The organism is Martinezella lusitana (assembly GCF_900094565.1).
In the GTDB taxonomy this organism is placed as follows: domain Bacteria; phylum Pseudomonadota; class Alphaproteobacteria; order Rhizobiales; family Rhizobiaceae; genus Rhizobium; species Rhizobium lusitanum.
The window spans coordinates 1-21,985 of the sequence record NZ_FMAF01000052.1; the positions used below are offsets into that span (position 1 = coordinate 1).

Annotated in this window: 20 protein-coding genes; 6 read left to right on the forward strand and 14 right to left on the reverse strand. The window is 57.2% G+C overall.

Annotation, left to right across the window (positions count from 1 at the left end; all coding sequences use genetic code 11):
• On the forward strand, nucleotides 1-186 hold a 186-nt coding region (locus tag GA0061101_RS37090; protein WP_037150510.1), incomplete at its 5' end, for a transposase.
• Nucleotides 187-430: 244 nt separating this feature from the next.
• On the opposite strand, the gene GA0061101_RS37095 is transcribed toward GA0061101_RS37090, so the two are convergent.
• Nucleotides 431-1,210 carry a hypothetical protein gene (locus GA0061101_RS37095; protein ID WP_244441509.1) on the reverse strand — a complete coding sequence of 260 codons (780 nt, stop codon included), beginning with the start codon at nucleotides 1,208-1,210 and terminating at the stop codon, nucleotides 431-433.
• 470 nt (nucleotides 1,211-1,680) lie between these two features.
• On the opposite strand from GA0061101_RS37095, the gene GA0061101_RS37105 reads away from it, so the two are divergent.
• On the forward strand, nucleotides 1,681-2,394 hold the full coding sequence (locus tag GA0061101_RS37105; protein ID WP_157385444.1) for a response regulator transcription factor: 714 nt from the start codon (nucleotides 1,681-1,683) through the stop codon (nucleotides 2,392-2,394).
• 263 nt (nucleotides 2,395-2,657) lie between these two features.
• On the opposite strand, the gene GA0061101_RS37110 is transcribed toward GA0061101_RS37105, so the two are convergent.
• The 12 genes from GA0061101_RS37110 to GA0061101_RS37165 form a co-directional block, all read right to left on the reverse strand.
• Nucleotides 2,658-3,671, reverse strand: coding sequence for a 1-aminocyclopropane-1-carboxylate deaminase (locus GA0061101_RS37110; RefSeq protein WP_004126123.1), 1,014 nt, complete (start codon nucleotides 3,669-3,671; stop codon nucleotides 2,658-2,660).
• A 373-nt stretch (nucleotides 3,672-4,044) separates the two neighbouring features.
• Nucleotides 4,045-4,269: an exopolysaccharide production repressor protein gene (locus GA0061101_RS40860; protein ID WP_210305378.1), complete on the reverse strand. Its 225-nt coding sequence runs from the start codon at nucleotides 4,267-4,269 to the stop codon at nucleotides 4,045-4,047.
• Nucleotides 4,270-4,324: 55 nt separating this feature from the next.
• A complete protein-coding gene (gene fdxB / locus GA0061101_RS37120; RefSeq protein WP_004126119.1) occupies nucleotides 4,325-4,654 on the reverse strand; it encodes a ferredoxin III, nif-specific in 330 nt (109 codons plus the stop codon).
• Nucleotides 4,651-4,854: a CCE_0567 family metalloprotein gene (locus GA0061101_RS37125; protein WP_015342006.1), complete on the reverse strand. Its 204-nt coding sequence runs from the start codon at nucleotides 4,852-4,854 to the stop codon at nucleotides 4,651-4,653. The genes fdxB and GA0061101_RS37125 overlap by 4 nt, the downstream gene beginning before the upstream one ends.
• A 26-nt stretch (nucleotides 4,855-4,880) precedes the next feature.
• On the reverse strand, nucleotides 4,881-5,369 hold the full coding sequence (locus GA0061101_RS37130) for a NifX-associated nitrogen fixation protein (protein WP_004126118.1): 489 nt from the start codon (nucleotides 5,367-5,369) through the stop codon (nucleotides 4,881-4,883).
• Nucleotides 5,370-5,381: 12 nt separating this feature from the next.
• On the reverse strand, nucleotides 5,382-5,882 hold the full coding sequence (gene nifX / locus GA0061101_RS37135) for a nitrogen fixation protein NifX (protein WP_015342005.1): 501 nt from the start codon (nucleotides 5,880-5,882) through the stop codon (nucleotides 5,382-5,384).
• Nucleotides 5,848-7,239, reverse strand: a complete 1,392-nt coding sequence (gene nifN, locus GA0061101_RS37140; RefSeq protein ID WP_004126114.1) for a nitrogenase iron-molybdenum cofactor biosynthesis protein NifN — start codon at nucleotides 7,237-7,239, stop codon at nucleotides 5,848-5,850. The genes nifX and nifN overlap by 35 nt, the downstream gene beginning before the upstream one ends.
• Nucleotides 7,239-8,684 (reverse strand): nitrogenase iron-molybdenum cofactor biosynthesis protein NifE, encoded by a 1,446-nt coding sequence (gene nifE / locus GA0061101_RS37145; protein ID WP_240535527.1) that lies wholly within the window; start codon nucleotides 8,682-8,684, stop codon nucleotides 7,239-7,241. Before nifE ends, nifN begins: the two co-directional genes overlap by 1 nt.
• A gap of 112 nt (nucleotides 8,685-8,796) precedes the next feature.
• Entirely contained in the window at nucleotides 8,797-10,338 is a 1,542-nt protein-coding gene (gene nifK / locus GA0061101_RS37150; protein WP_004126108.1) for a nitrogenase molybdenum-iron protein subunit beta, read from the reverse strand.
• A 125-nt stretch (nucleotides 10,339-10,463) separates the two neighbouring features.
• The gene (gene nifD / locus GA0061101_RS37155; RefSeq protein WP_004126105.1) at nucleotides 10,464-11,966 is read right to left on the reverse strand and encodes a nitrogenase molybdenum-iron protein alpha chain; all 1,503 of its coding nucleotides are present in this window, start codon (nucleotides 11,964-11,966) and stop codon (nucleotides 10,464-10,466) included.
• 103 nt (nucleotides 11,967-12,069) lie between these two features.
• Nucleotides 12,070-12,963 carry a nitrogenase iron protein gene (gene nifH / locus GA0061101_RS37160; RefSeq protein WP_004126102.1) on the reverse strand — a complete coding sequence of 298 codons (894 nt, stop codon included), beginning with the start codon at nucleotides 12,961-12,963 and terminating at the stop codon, nucleotides 12,070-12,072.
• 606 nt (nucleotides 12,964-13,569) lie between these two features.
• Nucleotides 13,570-14,544 carry a LysR family transcriptional regulator gene (locus GA0061101_RS37165; protein WP_004126101.1) on the reverse strand — a complete coding sequence of 325 codons (975 nt, stop codon included), beginning with the start codon at nucleotides 14,542-14,544 and terminating at the stop codon, nucleotides 13,570-13,572.
• Nucleotides 14,545-15,539: 995 nt separating this feature from the next.
• On the opposite strand from GA0061101_RS37165, the gene GA0061101_RS37175 reads away from it, so the two are divergent.
• A complete protein-coding gene (locus GA0061101_RS37175) occupies nucleotides 15,540-16,505 on the forward strand; it encodes a phytanoyl-CoA dioxygenase family protein (RefSeq protein ID WP_004126098.1) in 966 nt (321 codons plus the stop codon).
• 194 nt (nucleotides 16,506-16,699) lie between these two features.
• Here GA0061101_RS37175 and GA0061101_RS37180 read toward each other — a convergent pair whose 3' ends face one another.
• Nucleotides 16,700-18,781 carry a prolyl oligopeptidase family serine peptidase gene (locus tag GA0061101_RS37180; protein ID WP_004126095.1) on the reverse strand — a complete coding sequence of 694 codons (2,082 nt, stop codon included), beginning with the start codon at nucleotides 18,779-18,781 and terminating at the stop codon, nucleotides 16,700-16,702.
• Between the two features lie 429 nt (nucleotides 18,782-19,210).
• On the opposite strand from GA0061101_RS37180, the gene GA0061101_RS39175 reads away from it, so the two are divergent.
• The 3 genes from GA0061101_RS39175 (at nucleotide 19,211) to GA0061101_RS37195 (ending at nucleotide 21,969) form a co-directional block, all read left to right on the forward strand.
• Nucleotides 19,211-19,672 (forward strand): hypothetical protein, encoded by a 462-nt coding sequence (locus GA0061101_RS39175; protein WP_028755198.1) that lies wholly within the window; start codon nucleotides 19,211-19,213, stop codon nucleotides 19,670-19,672.
• Nucleotides 19,673-19,975: 303 nt separating this feature from the next.
• The gene (locus tag GA0061101_RS37190; RefSeq protein WP_240535522.1) at nucleotides 19,976-20,359 is read left to right on the forward strand and encodes a hypothetical protein; all 384 of its coding nucleotides are present in this window, start codon (nucleotides 19,976-19,978) and stop codon (nucleotides 20,357-20,359) included.
• Nucleotides 20,360-20,586: 227 nt separating this feature from the next.
• Nucleotides 20,587-21,969, forward strand: coding sequence for an IS701 family transposase (locus GA0061101_RS37195; protein WP_004126092.1), 1,383 nt, complete (start codon nucleotides 20,587-20,589; stop codon nucleotides 21,967-21,969).
• Nucleotides 21,970-21,985: the final 16 nt, after the last annotated feature.

The window sequence follows — 21,985 nt, forward strand, 5'->3', positions numbered from 1 at the left end:
GACAAGGCGAAAGGCTTCGAGGTTCTGCCGCGTCGATGGGTGGTCGAACGGACCTTCGCCTGGCTTGGCAGATGCCGCAGATTGGCCAAAGACGTCGAACGCTCCATCGCATCAGCCGAAGCGTGGATCATGATCGCCCACATTCGTCTCATCACCAGACGGCTAGCAAGGTATGGATATCGTTGAACGCTTTTCGAATCCGACTCTTATGAGTCACTTACGCCGTGACGTATGTATGAAAGGGCTCGAAGAAAGAAGAGAGCGACTCGCTGGTTGGCATACGCGCAATTTGGCGTCAGGAACCAAGCTTTGCATTTTGACAACAGGGAACGCATCTGGGGCCTCAAAGATTGCGTGCGCCGAAGGAACAGGGTTGCGGCCAGATTCTTCAGTTGCGGCACTCAAAATCTTGCTGCATGGATGTCGTTGTTCATCGTATTTCGCCGGGTTCGGCACACATGACATAGATTGGATGACCGTGAAAACCAAATGCTGCTTCAAAGAACTCCGGATCGTCATGCGAGCGACGTTTCCGCCTCCGCGCAATCCTCCGAACTAACGCCGCATCAAATTTATAAATGCCGACGAGGCTCAAATCTGCAGACGCACTTTTATAGCTGTCGGAGCCTTCGGGTACAATTGCTGTAAGGCGTTGCGCTTTGCCCGTCAGCACTCGTAGCGATCGTTTGCCGAGTGACTGGCTCACAACGACAATGTTGCGATATGATGACCGTACCAAGCGCTCCAGCACAGTTAAATTGATCACCATTTCCGCGGTAAATATCAAAACTACTCCATCGACATCAGCGACTTCCTCTGCCGCTGTCACATCAATAAGACGCCCGGGATATGGCGTGCGCTGTGGGCGTACGCGGAGCTCCATACCGTACAGCTCGTGACAGAAACGATGGTCGACCTCGCCCATGCCTCCTAGTCCAAGGATAATCGTCTTTTGCACGCCAACGCGTGCCAATTGAGATAATAGATGTTGCAGAACGGACGTGCCGCCGACCATAACTGCGCGCGCTGGGAAGCGCTCTTTGCCAGTTAACATAGTATGTCGGGGGCTTGCGATAACAATCGCACATGTCTCCATTAGCAGTGCCCTCGGATCGTGCACATAAGCTGAGACTAACCCCGAAACGTACTTGGTCCACTCCCTAATCAGATAGTTGACTAGCTGGTGGATCAGCGCCTCCTCCAGGCGCATGTCCAAACGCTGTTCGCAGCCATCGGCGACGGCGAAAGCATCAAGATCAGAGGGTCGAACAGATGGTCCGCGTCAAGAGTATGCGGTGTTCTTTCTGCCGCTGACAGATACATTTCTTCACGAACCGAAACGCGTGTTAATGCAAGGGCGCGCTGGCTACAGATCCGCTGAAGTATCTTTGCTTTAGTGGCAAAGCGCCCAAGTCCGAGTTTCAACATGTGCGCTCTAGATTAGAGGCATGGCACTGTTTCAAAACGATCTTTTCATTGGCACGATGTGTGCATGGTTATCCGCAAAATTGCCGACTGAGGAGTGAACTCCCTCCGGATCAAGCCCATTCGCCGAGGTGCCGCAATGGAAAGCTTCGGCGCGAGCCGCAGTTCAACAAACTGGGTTTTGGAGATAAGTGCAAAACTTTGTTGGCGAAAGAATTTGAAGGTCGGTCGAACTTTCATTGAAGGATGCACGCGATGGCGGAGAACGAGACTAATCGGGATTTCCACTCAGCGGCGGTGCTGATCACTGCACCAGAAGATTGCTCTGGTCAGTTCTTGGAATGCGCATGTAAGCACCTCAATACCAGCCATGGGAACGTCCTCGCCAAACACTTCCAAGAGGCGACGCCAGATGTGGTGTTTCTTAGGACGCATTTCCCTGACGTTGAGAAGCAGACGCTCTGTATTCGCCTGCGTCTTTCTCGCCGGGCGCGGTCAATGTCGATCATTGCGATTGCGGCGGTTGCTGATGAAGTAACTCAAGGAGACACGGTCACTTTCGATGACAATGAGCATGTTAGCCGATCGCGAGAGATAGCGCTGACGAGCATCGGCAGAATCTTGGACGGCTCGTGTCGGAGTTCCATTCCCAGGCATCACGAACTGCTTGCCTTTCAGGACATTGAATTGGATGTGGCCACGCATCGTGTGCGCCGAAACGGCCGGACGATTCATGTAGCTCCAACCCAGTTCCGCCTGCTGGAGCACTTTATGAGGAACCCATACCGGGCCTACTCGCGAGATGAACTAAAGAATGCAGCTTGGCCCCATGCCGTTCATATCGGGCCTCGCACCATCGATGTTCACATCGGCAACTTGCGCGCGGCACTAAATAGGGATAGCGACCGCGATCTGATACGGACTGTAAGAACTGTCGGCTACGCGCTTTCCGAAAAACCGGATTCGTAATTGCGGGATCGGCGTGAAGCTGGCCGTGTAAGCGGCGCCAATTTGGCGGCGTCTTAATCAGTCAAATTCAACAGCGCTTGATATTCAGCTTTTTCAGGCGGAGGATTTTTTAGTTGCCAGCGGTATTCCATTGTTGCTGATGTTAGCCCATCTTCATATTGCTGAGATTGGCAAGAAGGGCCGTCGCCCGCAGTACTATTGCTTATTGGCGCATCCGTGGAACCTTCAAAGTCCAGGGCATCTATGGAGGCTCTTCCTTTGGATCAGCCGTTGCGAAACGTGTCGCTGTAAGCATTGATTGCCGGCACGCCGCCGAGATGCGCGAATAGGAGCCTTGATCCTTTCGGAAAGAAGCCCTTGCTGATGAGATCTATCATCCCTTGCATCGATTTCCCCTCGTAGACGGGATCAGTGATTATGCCTTCCAGCCGCGCGCAAAGGCGAATGGCCTCGTTTGTTTCCTCGGAAGGAATGCCATAACGGGGGTGCGCATAGTCCGCGAGCAATACCACATCATCATTGGCGATTTCTCTTCCGAGTTCGACGAACTTCGCAGTTTGCCGGGCAATGTTAAGCACCTGCGACTGGGCTTGGAGAGGGGTTGCCGAAGCATCGATACCGATCACATTGCGCTGTCGTCCATCCTTGGCGAAACCAACGACCATGCCGGCTTGCGTCGAACCCGTCACAGTGCAAACCACGATATAGTCAAAGGCAAAACCAAGCTGTTTTTCCTGCGCGCGCACTTCCTCGGCAAAACTCACATAACCCAAGCCGCCATATTTATGGACAGACGCACCGGCTGGGATCGCGTAGGGTCTGCCGCCCATTTGCTTGACGTCGTCGAGCGCCCTTTCCCAACTGCTGCGGATGCCGATATTGAAGCCGTCATCAACCAGTCGCACCTCCGCTCCCATGATCCGGCTTAAGAGGATATTCCCAACCTGATCGTAAACAGCGTTCTCATATGGTACCCAATCCTCTTGCACCAGAAGGCATTTCATGCCGATCTTGGCGGCTACTGCGGCGACCATGCGTGTATGGTTGGACTGCACGCCACCAATGGAAACAAGCGTGTCGGCATTTGACGCGATCGCGTCCGGGATGATGTACTCGAGTTTGCGGAGCTTGTTGCCGCCGAACGCCAGCCCCGAGTTGCAGTCCTCGCGCTTGGCATAGATCTCCACCTTGCCCCCTAGATACTCGCTAAGTCGGTCAAGCTTTTCGATAGGCGTAGGGCCGAAGGTAAGGGGATATCGTTCGAAGTTTTGCAGCATGTTCTCTCCAGTGATTTGCGCCTGAAATAGACGTGTTCACGACGCGTGGGCGGGCAAGCCCGGCAACAATCCTCGGCGTTTGATTAGATCCCATTGCTTCATCGGCCTTCGTTCGTCGTCGAGGCGGCGCAACCCACAGGCCGGTCGCTGCGTTTGCCACAGCACCCTTCAATGGGAACCGAACAGCAATAAACTCCTTAGGTTGCTACACCGTGGAAGCCATTGCCGACGGACACGTCGTGTAGTTGTTCCAACAACGTTATGCTCGATGATCAATGTCTTCCAGGCAGCCCGAGGCTCGCAACTGATCTGTTCCCGGCCCTCAAGGGCAACAAACCCACCATCGAGCCGAGCTGGAAGACAACGGGGTAGTTCAGTCTTTCTTTTCGCAATGCTCTGGCCGGTAACGCATTTCCTCGAGATCATCGAAACGCAAGACCCGCTGGCTCCTCTTTAAAGCGCAACTGGCGCGCCAGATCAAAAAAAGCACGCTTGCGAAATAGGCCACCTGAAGAAGGAGCCAAATATCCACCGTCGTGACCATTGCTCTGCGGATTGAATGTGAAACGAAGTAAGCGCCTAGAAGGCTGAAGCACATGACTGGTTGCAGGAGGCGACAGAAAATTGCAAAAGGCACAGTCGTTCTCCCGCGTTTATACGCCAGCACATGAAGCGAGCTTGTCAGCCGGTATATGAATCTGACAGTTCTTCGGGCAGACGCGGGCGCAGGCGCCGCAGCCGATACATCGCCCTGCTTCGTCCACGACCATGATCATACGATTGAGTTCGCCATCGAAGTCGTCGTCTTCGTCATCGCAGATGCCGAGGATTTCACCCGCTTCACTTGCGCCGTAAAGGTGCATGACATCGCGCGAGCAGACCTTGAAGCAGCGGCCGCAGCCGATGCAAGTTTTGCCATCGATAGCGGTCAGATACTCCGGCAACCAGGTGGATCCATCACGGGTAACGAAGGTCCCCGTCATCGCGAATCCTCCAAGGCGGCAAGCTCGTTCTTTGCCGCATTCAACTCCGCGAATGCGTCGAACGTCTTTGCTGCGATCGTCTTGATCTTGGGCCAGTTGACCGGCAGGTCCTCGGCAAGATCGTGCAACTCCATTTTCGCGGTTGTCGCTCGTGACTGCAGTTTACGGACCTTTTGAAGCTGCTGCACAATGTCTGACATTTATCTCTTTCCTCAAAAACCCGAATTCACGGCGCCCGCGCCACATCGGGGTAGGCTTTTATGGCGATGACAGCATCATCGACCAATTTCGTGCCGGCCTCGGTGAGTTTGCGAAGCGTCTCAAAGCCGAACCGATGGACGTCTCTGAGCGTCTTCGACAAAACGACCAAACGCCCTGTCGTGAGAACCACTCGCCCGAAGCCCTCGGGATTCATCGTCACGATCGAGGAGGCGACGAGGCCTGAGTGCCCTTCGATTTCAAGCCCAACGCAGGTGTAAAAGATTTGAAGCCTCCAAATCACGTCCGGATCGGGGTCGCCGATGATCGGCATTTGCCGGCGCTGCTCCTTCGTCACAATGAAATCGGCAAGCAGGTCAGTGTCCGATTTTCCGTCCCACGACCCATGAGTATCCTGCGCCCTGACCAAGCGAACCAGGCGCTTCATGAACGGGGTTGCCATTGCGTCGCGATCATCATCTGCGAGTGTGTTCGCAAGGTTGCTGGGCGAAGTCATCGCCGACCTCCTTTAATCTTCGTCGTCGAAGAACGGCTTGGCGAGACCCATGCCGGCGTCTGCAAGCACCTTGCGCAGCCATGGCGGCGGGGCAGTTTTCAGCATGGTCTGGGTGCGCATCAGTACCTCTTCGATGGACGATGGCTCCGGCACCTTGATCGGATGGATTTTTGCCGAGACGACCTTCGCGGCGGAGGGCCCGCCGATCGCCAGGCAGAACAGCAGATGACATCCCTTCAACGCCTCGACCCTCATCGCGATGCGATCGGTGCCGCCGTCGTTCGTGTGCTTGCCGCTTTCGTCAGTTGCTTCACCAAAATCGACGGCTTCGACGATCTCCCAACCGGTTGGGGTGACGTCATAGACTGCAAAAAGCTTGGCAGACCCGAAATGTGCGTTCAGCCTCTTCAGGTCCTGTGTCGCGATGGCAACGCGCAGAACTCCCTTCGGGCACTCTGGCGCAGGGGCTGGCCCCTCCTCAGTGACGAGTGAAAGACGTCTGACGGCCGTCATTTTTTGCCTCCATGTCTTGCAAGGGATTGAGCGCTTCGGGGCTCGGCCGGCGGCAGTTCGACTGAAAAATGTTGGCGGCCTCGAACAGGAAGTTGCGCGCGCCCTCATAGAGAATGGTTTTCTTATGCTGGCTGCCGAGCCGATCAAAGATCGGAAAGCCGACCCTCATCAGCGGGACGCCAAGCCGCTCGGCGGCCTGGCGGCCGTGGGAATGGGTCACGATCAAATCACCGCCAGCGTGGCGCGCCATGGTTTCGAGATCAGAAAGGTCGCCGACCTGCACAGCGTCGGCCGGCACCTTCTGCAGAATGCAGCTTGTGCCGGTGGTCGAAACGGCGGCGACTATTTCAGCGCCCATACCCTTGAAGAACGTTGCAAGTTGAAAAAGATGATCTGGCTCTGCGGCAATCGCGATACGTTTGCCGCCGAAATAAAAATGGCCGTCGAGGAGTGCGTCCTGCAATTGTGCGCGGCGCCGCCGCACAGCGGGCGGCACCGGATTGCCGGCGATCATGGCCAGCATCGTCATGAAACGGTCGATTGCCTTTAACCCGACAAGCTGCTCGAAGAGGACGTAAGGCACGCCGGTCTTCGCCTGCAGGGCCGCGGCGGCCGTGCGCATATGCTCGCCAATCGCAACCGCCTGGAAGCAGGTGCCGAGTTCGCGGATTTCCTCGACCTTCGTGCCGCCATAGGTAGTCGGCACCCAACGGTCGTCAGGAACCGTGCCGTCGAGCGAGCCCGAGACGTCCGGCAGGATCACCGGCTTCAGACCAAAGCTTTCGACCGTTTCGCGCAGAAGCTCAATATCGGCGACCGTCAGGTGCCAACCGGGGAGGATCGCAATCTTCTTCAGATCGCGGGGCCGGCCGCCTGGGGTCGTAATGCCTTCGATCATGGAGGTGACTGCCTTTGCCCAACCCTCCTCGATCGCACCGTCGAAATCGGGTGTGCTCGCTAGCACGACCTCGGTACCTGCTAGCTCTTCGGCACGCTCCAGCTTGATATTGACAAGATCGCCCTCGAAATTCTCGCCGCGGGTTTCCACCAGCGCCGTCGTGCAGATCCCGATCAGCTTCGGTTTAGCGCGTGTTTTGATATTGAGGAGCGCCTCTTCCAAATTGCCGGCGCCGCCGAGGATCGTCGCCACTGCGTCCATCGCCGTTGTCTGCAGGGGGATGGCTTCCTTGAAATGGCGCACGAAGAGCACCAGCGCGAAGCTGGTGCAGCCTTGGCTGCCGTGGAACAGCGGTATCGCACCATCGACGCCAAGATAGGCTAGAGCGGCACCGAGGGGCTGCGACGATTTCAGCGGATTGACCGCCGCCGACTTGGTCTGCGGGAGAATGCAGGCCATCAGCTTTCCTCACCACCCGCGGAAGCCGCCGGCGGAGGCGCCGACGAGATCTGTGAGGCGGGGAACGTCTCGCTCTCGCTTTGCGTGCTTTGCAGTTCTTCCTTCATTGCGGGCTGGGCGTCCCATGGTGCCGGCTCCCGCACCTCGCTCCAGATCGGGTTGTGGATAGCAAGATCGATCTGGCGAACGAGCTCCACCATGCCCTCATAGCCGGCATAGGGATGATGGCGCTCCTGGTTGATATCAAGCCAGGGCGTTTTTGCCTTCAGCGCGACATATTGCGTACGCCCACCAGACAGCATGATGTCGGCTTTGTGTTCTGCGAGAATGTCGTACATCTCCCGCGATCCCATCGACTCGAACATGCGGTGATCCTCCTTCAGAATTTCCTTGATGCGCTCCTTGTCTTCGGCCGTCGATTTCTTGGTCGAGGTGCCCACGATTTCGACGCCGATCTCCATCAGCGCGTGGGCAATCGACCAGGCCTTCACACCGCCGGTATTAAGCAGCACACGCTTGCCTTGAAGCCGCGACCGGTATGCCGCGAGCTTTTTCCAGGCGATCGCCTCCTGCTCTGCGATCAGCGCCTCGGTGCGCTCAAGAATCTCCGGATCGGCGCCCTTCCTGACGAGCAGCTCAGCGATCTGCCGCAGCGATTGCGACGTGTCGGTAATGCCGTAGAAGGACCCTTCGAAGAACGGAATGTCCCAGAGTTCCTCCATTTTGCGGGCAAGATTTATGAGTGCGGTCGAGCACACCATCATCGCTGCCCGGGCACGATGCGCTGAGGCAATGTCACGATAACGCGCGTCACCGGGGATGCAGGCGCGCACGCGAATGCCAAGCCGATCAAGAAGCGGCTTTACCAGCCAGAACTCGCCGGAAAGATTGAATTCGCCGAGGATATTGATGTCGTAGGGGCCGGCATCATCGGGCTCCACCGTGCCGATGACATGATCGAGCAGCGCCTCGCCGGCGAGCTTGTTTCCAAGATTCTTGGAGCCGGAAAAGCCGGGCGCATTGATCGGCACCACCGGCAAGCCGAATTTTTCCGCAGCGCGCTTACAGACCGCTTCGATGTCGTCGCCGATTAGCGCCGTAACGCATGTCGAATAGACGAAGATCGCCGGTGGCGCGTAGGTTTCCTTGATCTCGCGGATCGCTTTGAAAAGCTTCCGCTCGGCGTGGCCCATCACCACGTCGAGTTCGGTAAGATCGGTGGTGAAGCTCGTGCGCCAGAGCATCGGGCCGGACGAAGCCGTACCACGGTTATCCCAGGAATTGCCTTCGCAGGCGAGCGGAGCATGGATCAGATGCGCGACGTCGGTGATCGGCTGCAGCACGATCTTTGCGCCGTCGAACGCGCAGCCACCGGCTGCCGCCCCGGGGGTGAGCGGCTTGGAACAACCCTTCTTGCGGACATTGGCATCTTTGCCGCGGTTCATCTCGCAAGCGGGTTCCTCGAAGACGTCCTGGATCCTGGCATCGAGCGACCGGCTTGCGCCGGCCTTAGATGTCGATTGCAAGACACTCGGCGGCGGAGCCGAGCGTTTGCCGTTAGCGTGTGAGGTCATAGGAATAGTCCGTGACACCTGTTTGGCTCGTCTCGCGGTCGAGTTTGTCGAATATCGTGTCGAGGATTGTCGTTAAGACACGCAGCCCGCCTTGGTAGCCCATCAGCGGGAAGCGATGATGATGGTGCCGGTCGAAAATCGGAAACGTCAGCCGGATCAGCGGCGTGCCGGTGTCGCGCTCCAGATATTTGCCATAGGAATTGCCGATCAACAGGTCCACCGGTTCGGTGAAAAGCAGTGATCGCAGTGCCCAGAGGTCCTTGCCCGCCCAGACCTTGGCATCCTTTCCGAACGGCGAGGATGCAAGCAATGCCTTCATTTCGCTTTCCCACGCAGATGTGCCGTTGGTCGCGAGGCAATGTGTGGGCTCGCCGCCGGTTTCCATCACGAACCGGGCCACCGCATAGACAAAATCTGGATCGCCGTAGATCGCGTATTTCTTTCCGTGCAGCCAGGCTTGGCTGTCCGCCATGGCGTCGACGAGGCGCCCACGCTCCAGTCCGATCGCGGAAGGGATTTCCTTGCCGGAAATCTCCGAGATTTTCACCAGCAATTCGTCGGTTGCTTTAACGCCAAGGGGATAATGGAAGGAAGCCGTCGGCTGTCCGAACTCCTTGCAATATTCCAGCGTCTTGCGGGTGTTGTAGTGCTGCAGCGATAGTGTCGCTTCGGCGCCAAGAGCTTCCTTGACGTCTCCGATCGTCGTGCCGCCATCATACATGCGATACATGCCATCCGAGGGAGTATCGAACTGGTCGGATGCGTCCTGGATGAGGGTATACGATACGCCCATGAGGTTCAGCAGGCGCTTGAGCTCGCGGTTGTTGCCGACGCAGAAGCCGTCGAACCCGGGTATGATGTTGATGGTGCCGTTCGGTTCCTTGCGCTCCCTGCCCTTCCAGAAGTGCTCCAGGATGCCCTTGACCATGCCGTCATAGCCATCGACATGGCTGCCGACGAAGGCGGGCGTGTGGGCGAAAGGAACATCGAAGTCTAAGGGGACCGAGCCTTCGCTCTTGGCGTTTTCGATAAAGCCGTGCAAATCGTCGCCGATAACCTCCGCCATGCAGGTGGTCGAGACGGCAATCATCGACGGGTCGTAGAGCGCATAGGTGTTGGCGAGCCCGTCGACCATGTTCTTCAGTCCGCCAAATACCGCCGCGTCCTCAGTCATCGAGGACGAAACCGCCGACGAAGGCTCCTTGAAGTGTCGCGAAAGGTGCGACCGGTAATAGGCAACGCAGCCCTGGCTGCCGTGGACGAAGGACATGGTCCGCTCGAAGCCCGCAGCCGCAAAGACGGCCCCGAGCGGCTGGCAGGCTTTGGCGGGATTTATTACGAGGGCTTCGCGGGCAAGATTTTTCTCCCTGTACTCCCAGGTCTTGGTGAACTCGCTTTGATCGGCAACGACCTGGTCCGGGTGCGGACATTCGAAATTCAGCTTCTTTTCGGCAAGCATTCGCCTGTATTCCGGCTCGCGGAACAGAGGCGCGTGGTCGAGAATTTTTTCCGCCGACTGCGGCATGGTAATCGCCTTTCGTTTCATCGTGCCGCACCAATGGCGGCAAAGGACGTCGAGATGTTCGAGGTGTCAGGATCAAATCCGCGGCGAGAGCCTAGCCTGCCCCTGCTCCAAGACAGGCCAGGCCCTCATTCGGCCGCAACCGCCTCAGCCGGCGCGACCTTTCTCTTCCAGGGGGCGTCGTAAAGATCCCAGACTGGATTGTTGATGGCGAGGTCCATGTCTTTGGCAAAGATGGCAAAGCCGTCGTAGCCATGATACGGGCCGGAGTAGTCCCACGAATGCATCTGGCGGAATGGAATGCCCATCTTCTGCACCGGGTACTTTTCCTTGATACCGGAGCCTACGAGATCGGGGCGGATCCCCTCGATGAATTTTTCCAGTTCATAACCGGTCGCGTCGTCGTAGATGAGCGTGCCTTTTTTCACGTAATGGCCGGTGCGCTGATAGTCGTCGTTGTGGGCGAACTCGTAGCCGGTGCCAACGATCTCCATGCCGAGATCCTCGTAGGCCGTGACCACGTGACGAGGGCGCAAACCGCCGACGTAGAGCATCACGGTCTTGCTTTGGAGGCGTGGTCGGTATTTGGCGATGATGGCGTCGACCAAAGGCCGGTACTTGGCAATGACTTTCTCGGTCTTTTCCTCAATTTCCGGCCCGAAATGCTTGGCAAGCTTGCGCAAAGAGGCTTCGATCTGCGACGGACCAAAGAAATTGTATTCCATCCATGGAATGCCGTACTTTTCCTCCATGTGCCGACAGATGTAGTTCATCGACCGGTAACAGTGGATGAGGTTGAGCTTGGCCTTCGGCGCCCGCTCCACTTCGGCAAGCGTGGCGTCTCCAGACCAGTTGCCGACCACGCGCAACCCCATCTCCTCCAGGAGGATGCGCGTGGCCCACGCATCGCCGCCGATATTGTAATCGCCGACGACGTTGATGTCGTAAGGACTCGCCTCGAACTCGACATCCGTTTTCTCGAAAACCCAGTCACGGATGGAATCGTTGGCGATATGGTGGCCAAGTGATTGCGATACGCCGCGGAAGCCCTCGCAGCGCACCGGCACGATCGTCTTGTCGTGTTCCTTCGCCTTCTTGCGCGACACAGCCTCGATGTCATCGCCAATCAGACCGATCGGGCATTCCGATTGGATGCTGACGCCTTTGTTCAGCGGGAATAATTCCTCGATCTCATCGATGATCTTGTCCAACCTCTTGTCGCCGCCGAAAACGATGTCTCTTTCCTGGAAGTCGGAGGTGAACTGCATCGTCACGAAGGTGTCGATCCCTGTCGTGCCGACATAATAATTGCGACGCTGCGACCAGGAATATTGGCCGCAACCAACCGGTCCATGGGAGATGTGGACCATATCCTTGATCGGCCCCCACACGACACCTTTGGAACCGGCATAGGCGCAGCCGCGGATGGTCATAACGCCCGGAATGGATTTGATATTCGATTTGACGCTGCATTCGGAAAGAACGTCGTCCTCCTTGTCGGTCGCGTCTTTGCCCGTTGCAACGCCGAGGTGCTTGTTGCGGCGCTTCGCCGCCTTGTCCGGATATTGCGACAGCACGTCCGCTATAAGCTTTTCATGCAAAGCGCCGTTTTTCTCGTAGTCGAGGCTCATAGGGCCTGCCCTCTTTTAAGGTTCGGATGTCGCCTCGCGCTGAGGCGCGTTCTCGGGAAGGACGCGCCGGGTCAAGGGCCGGCGCGTCCGTCGAAAGCGGCGGTTATTGGGCGGCCGCCACCTTCGATTCCTTGGCCTGAAGTTCCGCAAGCATCTGCTCGTCGGTCTTCATGATGCCGAAGTCGAGCAGCATGTCCTCGAGCTCTTCCATGGTGATCGGGGTCGGGACGGTCCCTTGACCCGAATTGGCATGAATTTTCTCAGCCAGGGTGCGATATTCTCCGGCCTGTTTGGAATCCGGCGCATACTGGATGACCGTCATCTTCCTGAGCTCGGCGTGCTGGACGATGTTGTCGCGCGGCACGAAATGGATGAGCTTGGAATTGAGCCTGGAGGCCAGGGCCTCGGCGAGGTCGATCTCGCGGTCCGTCTGGCGCTCGTTGCAGATCAGACCCCCGAGCCTCACGCCGCCTGCATGGGCATATTTCAGGATGCCCTTGGCGATGTTGTTTGCCGCGTAAAGCGCCATCATCTCGCCGGACATGACGATGTAGATTTCCTGGGCCTTGTTCTCGCGGATCGGCATTGCGAAGCCGCCGCACACGACGTCGCCGAGCACGTCATAGGAGACATAGTCGACATTGTCGTAGGCGCCGTTTTCCTCAAGGAAGTTGATGGAGGTGATGACGCCGCGGCCGGCGCAACCAACACCCGGCTCCGGGCCCCCGGACTCTACGCACTTGATGCCCTTATAGCCGATTTTGAGCACGTCCTCGAGTTCGAGGTCTTCCACCGAACCTTCCTGTGCCGCTAGATGCAGCACGGTGTCCTGCGCCTTCGAGTTCAAGATCAGGCGGGTGGAGTCGGCTTTGGGATCGCAGCCGACGATCAGGATCTTCTGCCCGAGATCGACAAGGGCTGCGAGCGTATTTTGTGAGGTGGTGGACTTGCCGATGCCCCCTTTGCCGTAGAATGCGATTTGACGCAAATCTGACATGTTGCCTTCCTTCTTTCGTTCCATCCGTCGCGGAGTACGGTCGGCAGCTCGCGCCGCCCGCCGAGAAGCGTTTCAAAACGCGTGCCAAGTTGGCAGTCGACTTGAAGGGAAACTCTCTTGATTGTTTTTCAGCTATTTAGCTGCGCCAGACATGCGCTCCAACTGGACAAGCCTTTGTCGCGGGCCCGACAAATCGGACGCAATGTGTCGCAGTAAACTGATAAAGCCTGGCGATCGGAGGGTGCCGCAGGTTGGCCAAGACCACAGCGGGACCAAAGAATTTTTAAAATTGGAGACAATCCCACATCAAATCGTGCCACTGGCGAAGCACCCGGGTTTGCCTCAAAACAATGCCAAACCAGTTGAGACCCCAACTGCTTGTTCGGCCGCATCATGCCCCAGGATCGAAAGCGGCATATCCATGCGGCGCGACCCACACGAAACGGATAGGACAGCCTTGGCAATTTATGCGTTTGGAATCAGCGGTAAGCGCAGGGATCCAGGTAAGCTGCGCAATATTCCTGGCGGCCGGTCGCGGACAAGCTCGCATGCCCAATGGCTTGAAAAGTTTGAATGCATCGCAGCCGCATCAAGCGAGCCGGCCGTTTATCCGGCGTAAACTTTCGGACGAGTGGGCTTCATTGTCGGAGCATCTTGACGTTCCGCAGCCGGCGGCGAAACCATCCGGGCAGCCTCCCGAATTAATGTCTCCCGCATCCAAAGGCTTGCCGCATCGCTATTGTGGAGCGCGGGCCATTGGACGGCCTCGGTCAATGTGGCGATCGGAAGCGGAAGCTCCATGATGCGCAGGGGCGTCGTTTTCGCACAGTGCTGCGCCAGCCGCAAAGGCATTGTCCCTATACGGTCGGTACCTGCTAGCATGGGCGGTATCATGCTAAAGGATTGCACCACGACCTCGATACGTCGCTTGAAACCCCGCTCGCGCAAATACCATTCGTCAATGGCAGGCCTAAGGCCACTTCCAAATCTGACCGCAACATGGCCCATCGACATGTATTGCTCGAACGTGAACGGCTCTGATAGCTGCTTGTTCGTACTACACCCTACGCACACGAATATATCGTCGAACAGTGCAGCATGAGGATGCTTCGACATGAACACTTTCGGCATAATGAGGAAGTCGACGTCGCCGCGCTGGAGGAGCTCATCGAAGTCGTCTGAAACAGGTAGAAACTCGAAGCTGATGGCAGGAGCTTCCTGCGCCATACGCTCGACGACCTTTTCAAGAAACACGAGTGTCACGTAGTCGGATAGGATGATCTTGAAGCAGCGATCCGAATGAGCCGGATCGAACGGTTCCCAGGCAATAACGGAGAGCTGGATATACAGCAAAGCCTCTCGGACGGCCACGGCGAGCCTTTCGGCACGTGGCGTTGGGACAAGTTCACGGCCAACCATCGTAAAGAGATCGTCGCGGAAATAGCTTCGCAGCCGCGCGACGGCCGCGCTCATCGCGGGCTGGCTCAGATTGATGCTTCGTGCCGCTGCTGTGAGGTTGCGCTCGGTCATGAGGGCGTCGAGCACGACAAGGAGATTTAGATCAAGACCTTTAAAGCGCATGTTTTCCTTCATCCACGGCGTGGAGGTGTGCCATACACGCCATCGATCATCGTGCCTATTGAAAGAATATAAGTTGACCGAAATCAAGTAAATCGAGTGCACAGTTGCATTGGCTCGCCCGAACGGTCGCATAAATCGGCCTTGGGGATGTTTGGGGTTTACTCTCGTTGCGCGTCTTGGCAACTCTCTTAACCGGGCAACCCCTTTGGGGGCGGTCGTGAGACGACAAGACGTGGAACCTTCCACGCATCGTTGCATGGTATCGGACAAAATTTCGGGCCGACCCAGGAGCTCGGCATAAAGGCCTCCACTCACGTCATCGCGGCAAGAGCAATCGCTTGGTTCGAATATCAGAGCGAACGTGGCAAGCACCCGCCGTTGCCGAACACGCCGCCGTACGGGATCCACGCGAAGGAGATCGGCTATCAGCGCGTTTAATATCCGCTCATCCCCATTCCTTAACGCCTTGGCGATCTGACATCCGGTGGGGAGTCTTCAACAGGAAACTGCCGTACGGAAATGCCGGTGTAGATCGGCATCATGAACGGGTCTCAGTCCCTGAAACTGCGGAGCTGTGTCTTGATTTATCCATATCGTAAATAAGCGTTATCTAAACAATAAATTTGCAAACGAAGTCAAGAATCGGTTCCTATGCCTCCACATTGATCGTTCGAAAACAAACTTTAGGGAAATTGATGTTCAGTCATGCAATCAAAGCCGGTGCTCCCGATTTCCGCTCATTGGGCTAGGTCCGACTGCGCCTAATGTCAAATCTGGTTTCAATAAGAGGAGCAACGAACACATTCCCTTGAACGAATCCTCCCCTGGACAAGGCCAGCAAAGGCGCGTGCGACAGCACACCGCCTTTGCACATTCCGTTGATCCGTTACTGGATTTCATAGCATCAACAGGAACACGTTTTGTCGAGACTATCCGTATCGAGTGCAGGTTCTTGCCCGCAGGAGGAACTTCCATCATCCATGAAAGGCGATCGAATGCTCAGCTCCGCAAACTCCAACCCGAAGGACCTCGAACAGATCGCGCGCAACGGCGGGGTATTTCGTCGGATGGTGTCTCGAATTCCAACCTATCTCACTGATATGCGGGAGAACCCGGCTTGGCTACCAATGTTCCTGCTGGCACGCACGATGCCGTTCCGCAAGGCACATTGGCTGACCGCAAGACAAGCGCCGCGGCAGGAAAGTCGCAAGCCCTCGATGTTTGGTGACCTCAAGGCAGAGACGATCGCAGCCGAATTGAGAAGTACGGGCCTTTTTGCCGGCTTGACGCTTCCCACCGCAATCTGCGAGGAAATTGCCCGTTTTGGACATGAGACGCCTTGCTTCGGCAATTTCGACCGAAGGTTCGACTTCTTGGCCAGCGACCATGTCGAAGCCGAGGGGTGGTTTGGCAGGACGATACTAAGTGGCCACCATTACGAACGGGCGTTACGATGTGATGCCGTCGTTGCCGTTCAGCAAGATCCGCTGCTTCTCGACGTGGCAAGGCATTATCTCGGCGGCAACGCGAGATTGATCACCACGCGGACGTGGTGGAGCTTTCCGACGAAAAACGCTTCGGATGCGGATCTGAGCCGCGCTTCCTTCAAGTTTCACTTCGATCTTGATGATTGGCGGATGCTGAAGTTTTTCTTTTACCTCTCCGACGTCGATGGCAATTCCGGTCCGCATGTCTACGTGCGCGGCAGCCACAACCGTCGGCGCTTGAGGCATCAATTGACTCTGCTCGTTGGCCATCCGGCGCACGAGGTGCTTGATTTCTATGGCGCAGAAAATGCCATCACTTTGACCGGCAAAGCGGGTTCAGGTTTCGTCGAGGATCCTTTCGGCTTTCATATGGGTACCTTGGCAAAGCAGAGGCCGCGACTGATGATGGAGGTCGGTTTTGGCGTCTCAAAACCATCAAAACGCCGTTTCCATGGAGAGCCGGTTCTTCGCTAGACGAGCAACCGTTCCGGCGCGGATCCAAGTTCTGACAGGCCGCTTTCGCCTGTTGGAATGCACTCCGACTGCCTTCCTGGCAGGCCCTCTTCTGCCATGCAGTTGCCGCGCGGCGACCTAAGGGTCGATGATACCGTTTATGATGGAGGGAGTGCCTCGCCGCTTCAAGTCGATCTGCTGCTTTCCTCAACCAGTCACAGACGTTCCGAAAAGCCGATCGCATCGCGAAGGAAACCGTAACCTAGGGCTAGGAACGCCGCCTGCTCGCGATCGTCCGCGCCGGCACCATGACCACCGACCTCAGCTTCGTAGAAGTAAGCGGGGCAGCCGAGTGCCTGCAGCTTTGCAGCCATCTTACGTGCGTGCCCCGGATGGACGCGGTCGTCCCCTCTTCGGGTCGCGAGCAGGATGGGCGGGTAGAATTGCCCGGCTTCGGCCGTGTGATAGGCAGACATTTGACTGAGAAAGGCCCAATCCTCCGGCTTGTCGGGATCACCCTTTTCGTCAATCCGGCTCGCGCCCGCGAGGAGCTTGGTGTAACGACGCAGATCGAGAACGGGTACTGTGCAAAAGAGTGCGCCGAAACGCTCCGGATATCGAGTTAGCATGTTGGCGATCAGGAGACCGCCATTTGAACCGCCCTCGGCAGCGATCCGTCCGGGACGCGTGACACCCCGGCGCACCAGGTCGGCGGCCACGGTGGCGAAATCGTCATGGGCAAGACGCCTTTTCGCCCTTTTTCCAGCCTCGCGCCAGCGCGTACCGAACTCGCTGCCGCCGCGGATGTTGGCCACCACGCTCGTGCCGCCGGGTTCGAGCCACAGCTTGCCTATCGCGGAGTTGTAATGGGGCAGAACCGATTTGCCGTAGTCGCCACAGGCGGTGAGGTGGACCGGCGCATTTCCGTTTCCGTTTTCCGGCCCGACCTGTGTATAGGGGATTATTTCACCATCCGTCGAACCCGCCTCGTGACGCGTGACCAGCAATCCTGATGCATCGAATTTGTCTGGATCGCGTTTCAGGACGACGGGGGCGCCGAGCCGCGGCGCCCCGTTAAGATTGAACAAGAGAAGCTGCGGCGGCGTCACTGGATCTTCAGCCGAGACGAGGACTTCCCCATTGCTCTCGTGAACTTCCGCATCTAAGGGCCAGGCTCGAACAGTCGTCGCAGCGGGCATGGTGTCCAACGTTCGGTGCGTCCAATCCTGTCGTCCAGGCGTGAACATATCGAAGCGAGGAACGAGATTGTCGAGGAGGGATACCACGAGCTTTCCATCGTTCCAGAAGAAGGACTGCAGGGCGCACCTTTCGTCCGGTTCAAACAGCGTAGCAAAGTTACGCGCGCCGGCGATGAACGAGGACAGGGAGATGCCGATCAGTGCGTCAGCTGAATGGGTCGTTCCTCCGACCGTCCATGCGTTACGCAACTTCACAGCCAGCCAATCACCGAAGACGTTCCAGCTAGCATCTCGAGGAAGATCGATCTTGGTCTTCGGACCGCTCCTGTCGCCGATCCAGCCGACCGTACTGAAAAAGCCCCGCTCGATGAACCAAACGCGTTCGCTTGCGGCGGTACGATCCAGAAAGCCGAACACGAGGATGGAATCGGGACCCGCCTCGAAGATAACCGGTGCGGCGAGCGGATCGGAGTCACGCGTCCATAACCGCACTGTGCGCGCATAGCCGGAGCGCGTCGCCATGCCATCGCCGAGAGCGATGGAAAGCAAAAGAGTGTCGTAATCGAGCCAGGCAACATTGCCTTTGGCCTCCGGGAGATTGAAGCCGTCGGTAACGAGGCTTCGCGTGGTTAGATCGTACTCGCGATGCACGACCGCATCGCTGCCACCCAGCGACAGGTGAAGGACGGCGCTTTCGCATCTGCCCGGTTCGATCGAGGCACTGTCCCATATCCAGTCCTTTCCCTCGGCCTTGGCAAGGGCATCCACGTCGAGAACGATCTCCCACTCCGGCTCCGCCGCCATGTAGGCGGCGAGTGTTGTTCTGCGCCACACGCCTCTCGGGTTTTCGGCATCGCGCCAGAAATTATAAAGGTATCGGTCCCGGCGCGTGATCCCCGCAATCTTGTCAGGGCAGTCGAAAATGCCCGCGAGCGTGTCGCGGTCTCCTTCGAACGGCGGCCCGCCAAAACGCGAAAGCGTTCGCGCCGATTGCTCAGTGACCCAAATCAAAGCTTTCTCGCCATCGATGTCTTCGAGCCAGAGATAAGGGTCGTCATCGGGGGCATTCAGTGTCGGCCGAGCATCGATAACACTCATGTGCGAAAAACTCCTAATCGGGAAGAACTCCGTTGTGCGGGGAGGTAAGTCTGTGATGGCGGACACGATGGCCGTACGATCTGTCCCGAGAACGGATGGTATTGTCCTTGCCTGGTTTTGTGTTGCCGAGCCTCCGAAGGTGAGAAACACGTGGCTGTTTTAGCCGACCAAATGGATTTAGCCCTGCCAGAAATCGTTACTGCTCCCGTGGCCGCTGGGCGATGATCTCCGCAAACGGAGCAATCGTCAGACGGTTCGGTCTAGGCTCGCGGAAAGCTCGCACAGAACTAGGGCTCCACTCACCTCCGCAGGAAAAATCGTAGCTGGCGCGGCAAAGAAAAGGCGGTCCTCAATTTGGCGCCAGAACGGCTGTTTCACCGCCGCACCTGCGCGACTCTAATCCGACGAATGCGAAAGTCGGGTAAGCACATGTTCATTGAAACCAGCGGGGTTCATTGGCGACTATTGGTCGAGCCGAGTAATTATGAGAACGCCGCCACTCCAGCAATCGAGCGTTCCGATGCCAGGCAGGTAACGGTCCTTTTGGACTTAATGCGGATCTGCGCCAGACTTGGCATGATGCCTTTCTCCTCCTTTCATCGGATCGATCTCGTCACAGGTCATCGTTTCTATCACCTCCTGGCAAAGGAACTTCAAAAGCCGTGCCAGCTGCGCAAAGAGCGTGAAATGACCGCTATCCCAACGGTTCAAGCATGGATGCGTCAGTTGGCGAACACGTCGGTGTCGCGGACGGAACAAATCCGACATCGTCCCCCGAAGCAAAAACATCGCGAAGATTTATTGAAGTTTCAGGCGAGCGCGTGCCGGTTCATCACAGACCCGGTAATCGCGCCAATCGGCCAGAAAGCGGCAATACCGTCGGGAAGCTGACACACGGTTGACAGTGGCCGAGGCGCTGTTTGGCAAGCTGTTTGCTTGCAGAGCTTGGGGCAGCAAAGTCGACAAAGCATGGTCGGCAGCCAGTGGCGACATTGGGTTCTACTAATCAGCCCACAGGAGGAGCGACGGCGGATGACATGCATTGTCGGTTTGATCAGCGACGGATCTGTTCACATCGGCGGCGATAGCGCTGGTGTGGCCGGCTATTCGCTTACCCTCCGAGCCGATCGCAAAGTTTTCCGCAACTAGGACTTTCTCTTCGGGTTTACCTCTTCGTTCAGAATGGGCCAGCTATTGGCACATTCGCTCAAGCCGCCCAAAAGAGATCCTGAAACGGATGTCTATGCCTTCATGGTGACGGATTTCGTCGACGCGCTTCGCCAGTGCCTGAAAGATGGCGGCTACGCACGGCGGCAGGACGAAGTCGAGCGCGGCGGCACCTTCCTCGTCGGCTATGCCGGAAGGCTTTTCAGAATTGACGATGATTACCAGGTTGTTGAGCCGGTCGATGGCTTTGACGCCTGTGGATGTGGTCAGCAAATAGCACTGGGCGCGCTCTATGCATCATCAAGCTCACCGCCTCGCGAAAGGTTAGAGATGGCTCTGAACGCCGCCGAGCGTTTTTCCGCCGGGGTACGCGGCCCATTTCACTTCGAGACACTCAGTCTCGCTGGGTGATGATGGTCACTACGGCAGTTTATTGTAGCGAGTTCGCCAAAGTCTAAGCTTGACTTTGTACAAAATCTCTTTGGAGTTTCGGGTTTGTAGCGGCGGCGCTGATCTTCCGCGTACTGGCAGCGTGGCGCGCGCGGCACTCTCATTTTGAGGCAATTTGAGCGGGGTGAATCAATTCGCCGCAGTCTCTCTGACTTGCCTGTTTCGCGTGACCGGATTCGAACCGGTGGATGACCGATCATAATGAGAACTGCGTCGGGTCGGGTGATCCTGTTCCGCAAATCCTTCGCCAGTGGCTGTCGTCGTTTCGTCCCTGGTTCACGGCACCCAGCTGGGAGCATCTCCTGGTCCTGGTGATGGGTGCGATCCTGTCTCCAGGCAAACGAACAGTGACGTCCTGTTTGCGGATCACCGGCCGCGCCGAGGCTGGCAATTTTTCCCTCTACCATCAGCTCCTCAATCGCGCGCGTTGGAACCCGCGTACGTTGGCTTCGCGGCTGTTATCGGTCGTTGTCGCCAGCCTCGTACCCGATGGTCCCATTGTGATCGGTATGGATGACACCATCGAACGCCGATGGGGACCAAAGATTGCCGCGCGTGGCATTTATCGCGATCCAGTGCGCTCCAGTCACGGTCACTTCGTCAAAGCCAGCGGCTTGCGCTGGTTGAGCTTCATGGTTCTTGCCCCGGTCCCATGGGCCAAATGCATCAAGGCCCTACCAGTCTTAACGCTTTTATGCCCCTCAGAGCGCTACGACAAAAAGAGGGGACGAAGGCACAAACTGCTGACGGATTGGGCAAGACAGGGCGTGATGCAGCTTTGCCGCTGGCTGCCTGGACGCGATCTCATCTTTGTTGGCGACAGCAGTTTTGCTGTCCACACATTGGCTGCAGCGCTACCAGGCAGAGCCACCCTCATCACACGCCTGCGTCTCGACGCCAGTCTGTTCACCCCGCCAGATCCGCGACACGAACATACGCTCGGGCGGCCCGCACAAAAAGGCATGCCCTTGCCCAAGCTCAAGGCGGTCCTCAACAATCCCAAGACCGTCTGGCAACGCGTCATCGCGTCAACCTGGTATGGCAGACAAACCGATAAACACCTTGATATCACGACAGGCACTGGCTTGTGGTATCGGCGGGGAACCCCACCAAGGCCAATTCGCTGGGTCCTGGTTCGAGACCCGACCGGCCGCCGCGAACCGCAGGCGTTTATGAGCACCAATACCGAGCTCGAGCCGACCCAGATCATCGCCTATTTCGTTCGGCGCTGGCAGATCGAAGTGACGTTCGCCGAAACACGCGCCCATCTCGGTGTGGAGACCCAGCGCCAGTGGAATGGCAACGCCATCATCCGCACAACACCTTCGCTCCTGGCCCTCTATAGTCTCGTGACGCTGTGGGCGGGAGATGTTCTCAGCCAAAGCACGCGCCCTTACGCCGCCGCATGGTACAGGAAAACCGATCTGACATTCACAGATGCGATTGGCGCTGTGCGTCTCGTTTTGTGGAGCGACGATCTTTATCGACACTCACCGTCAAACCTGGAAATGCATAAAATACCGCCAGGGCGACTTGTCCGTATGGCGCAGGCGCTTTGCTTCGCCGCATAATGCACAAAGTCGAGCT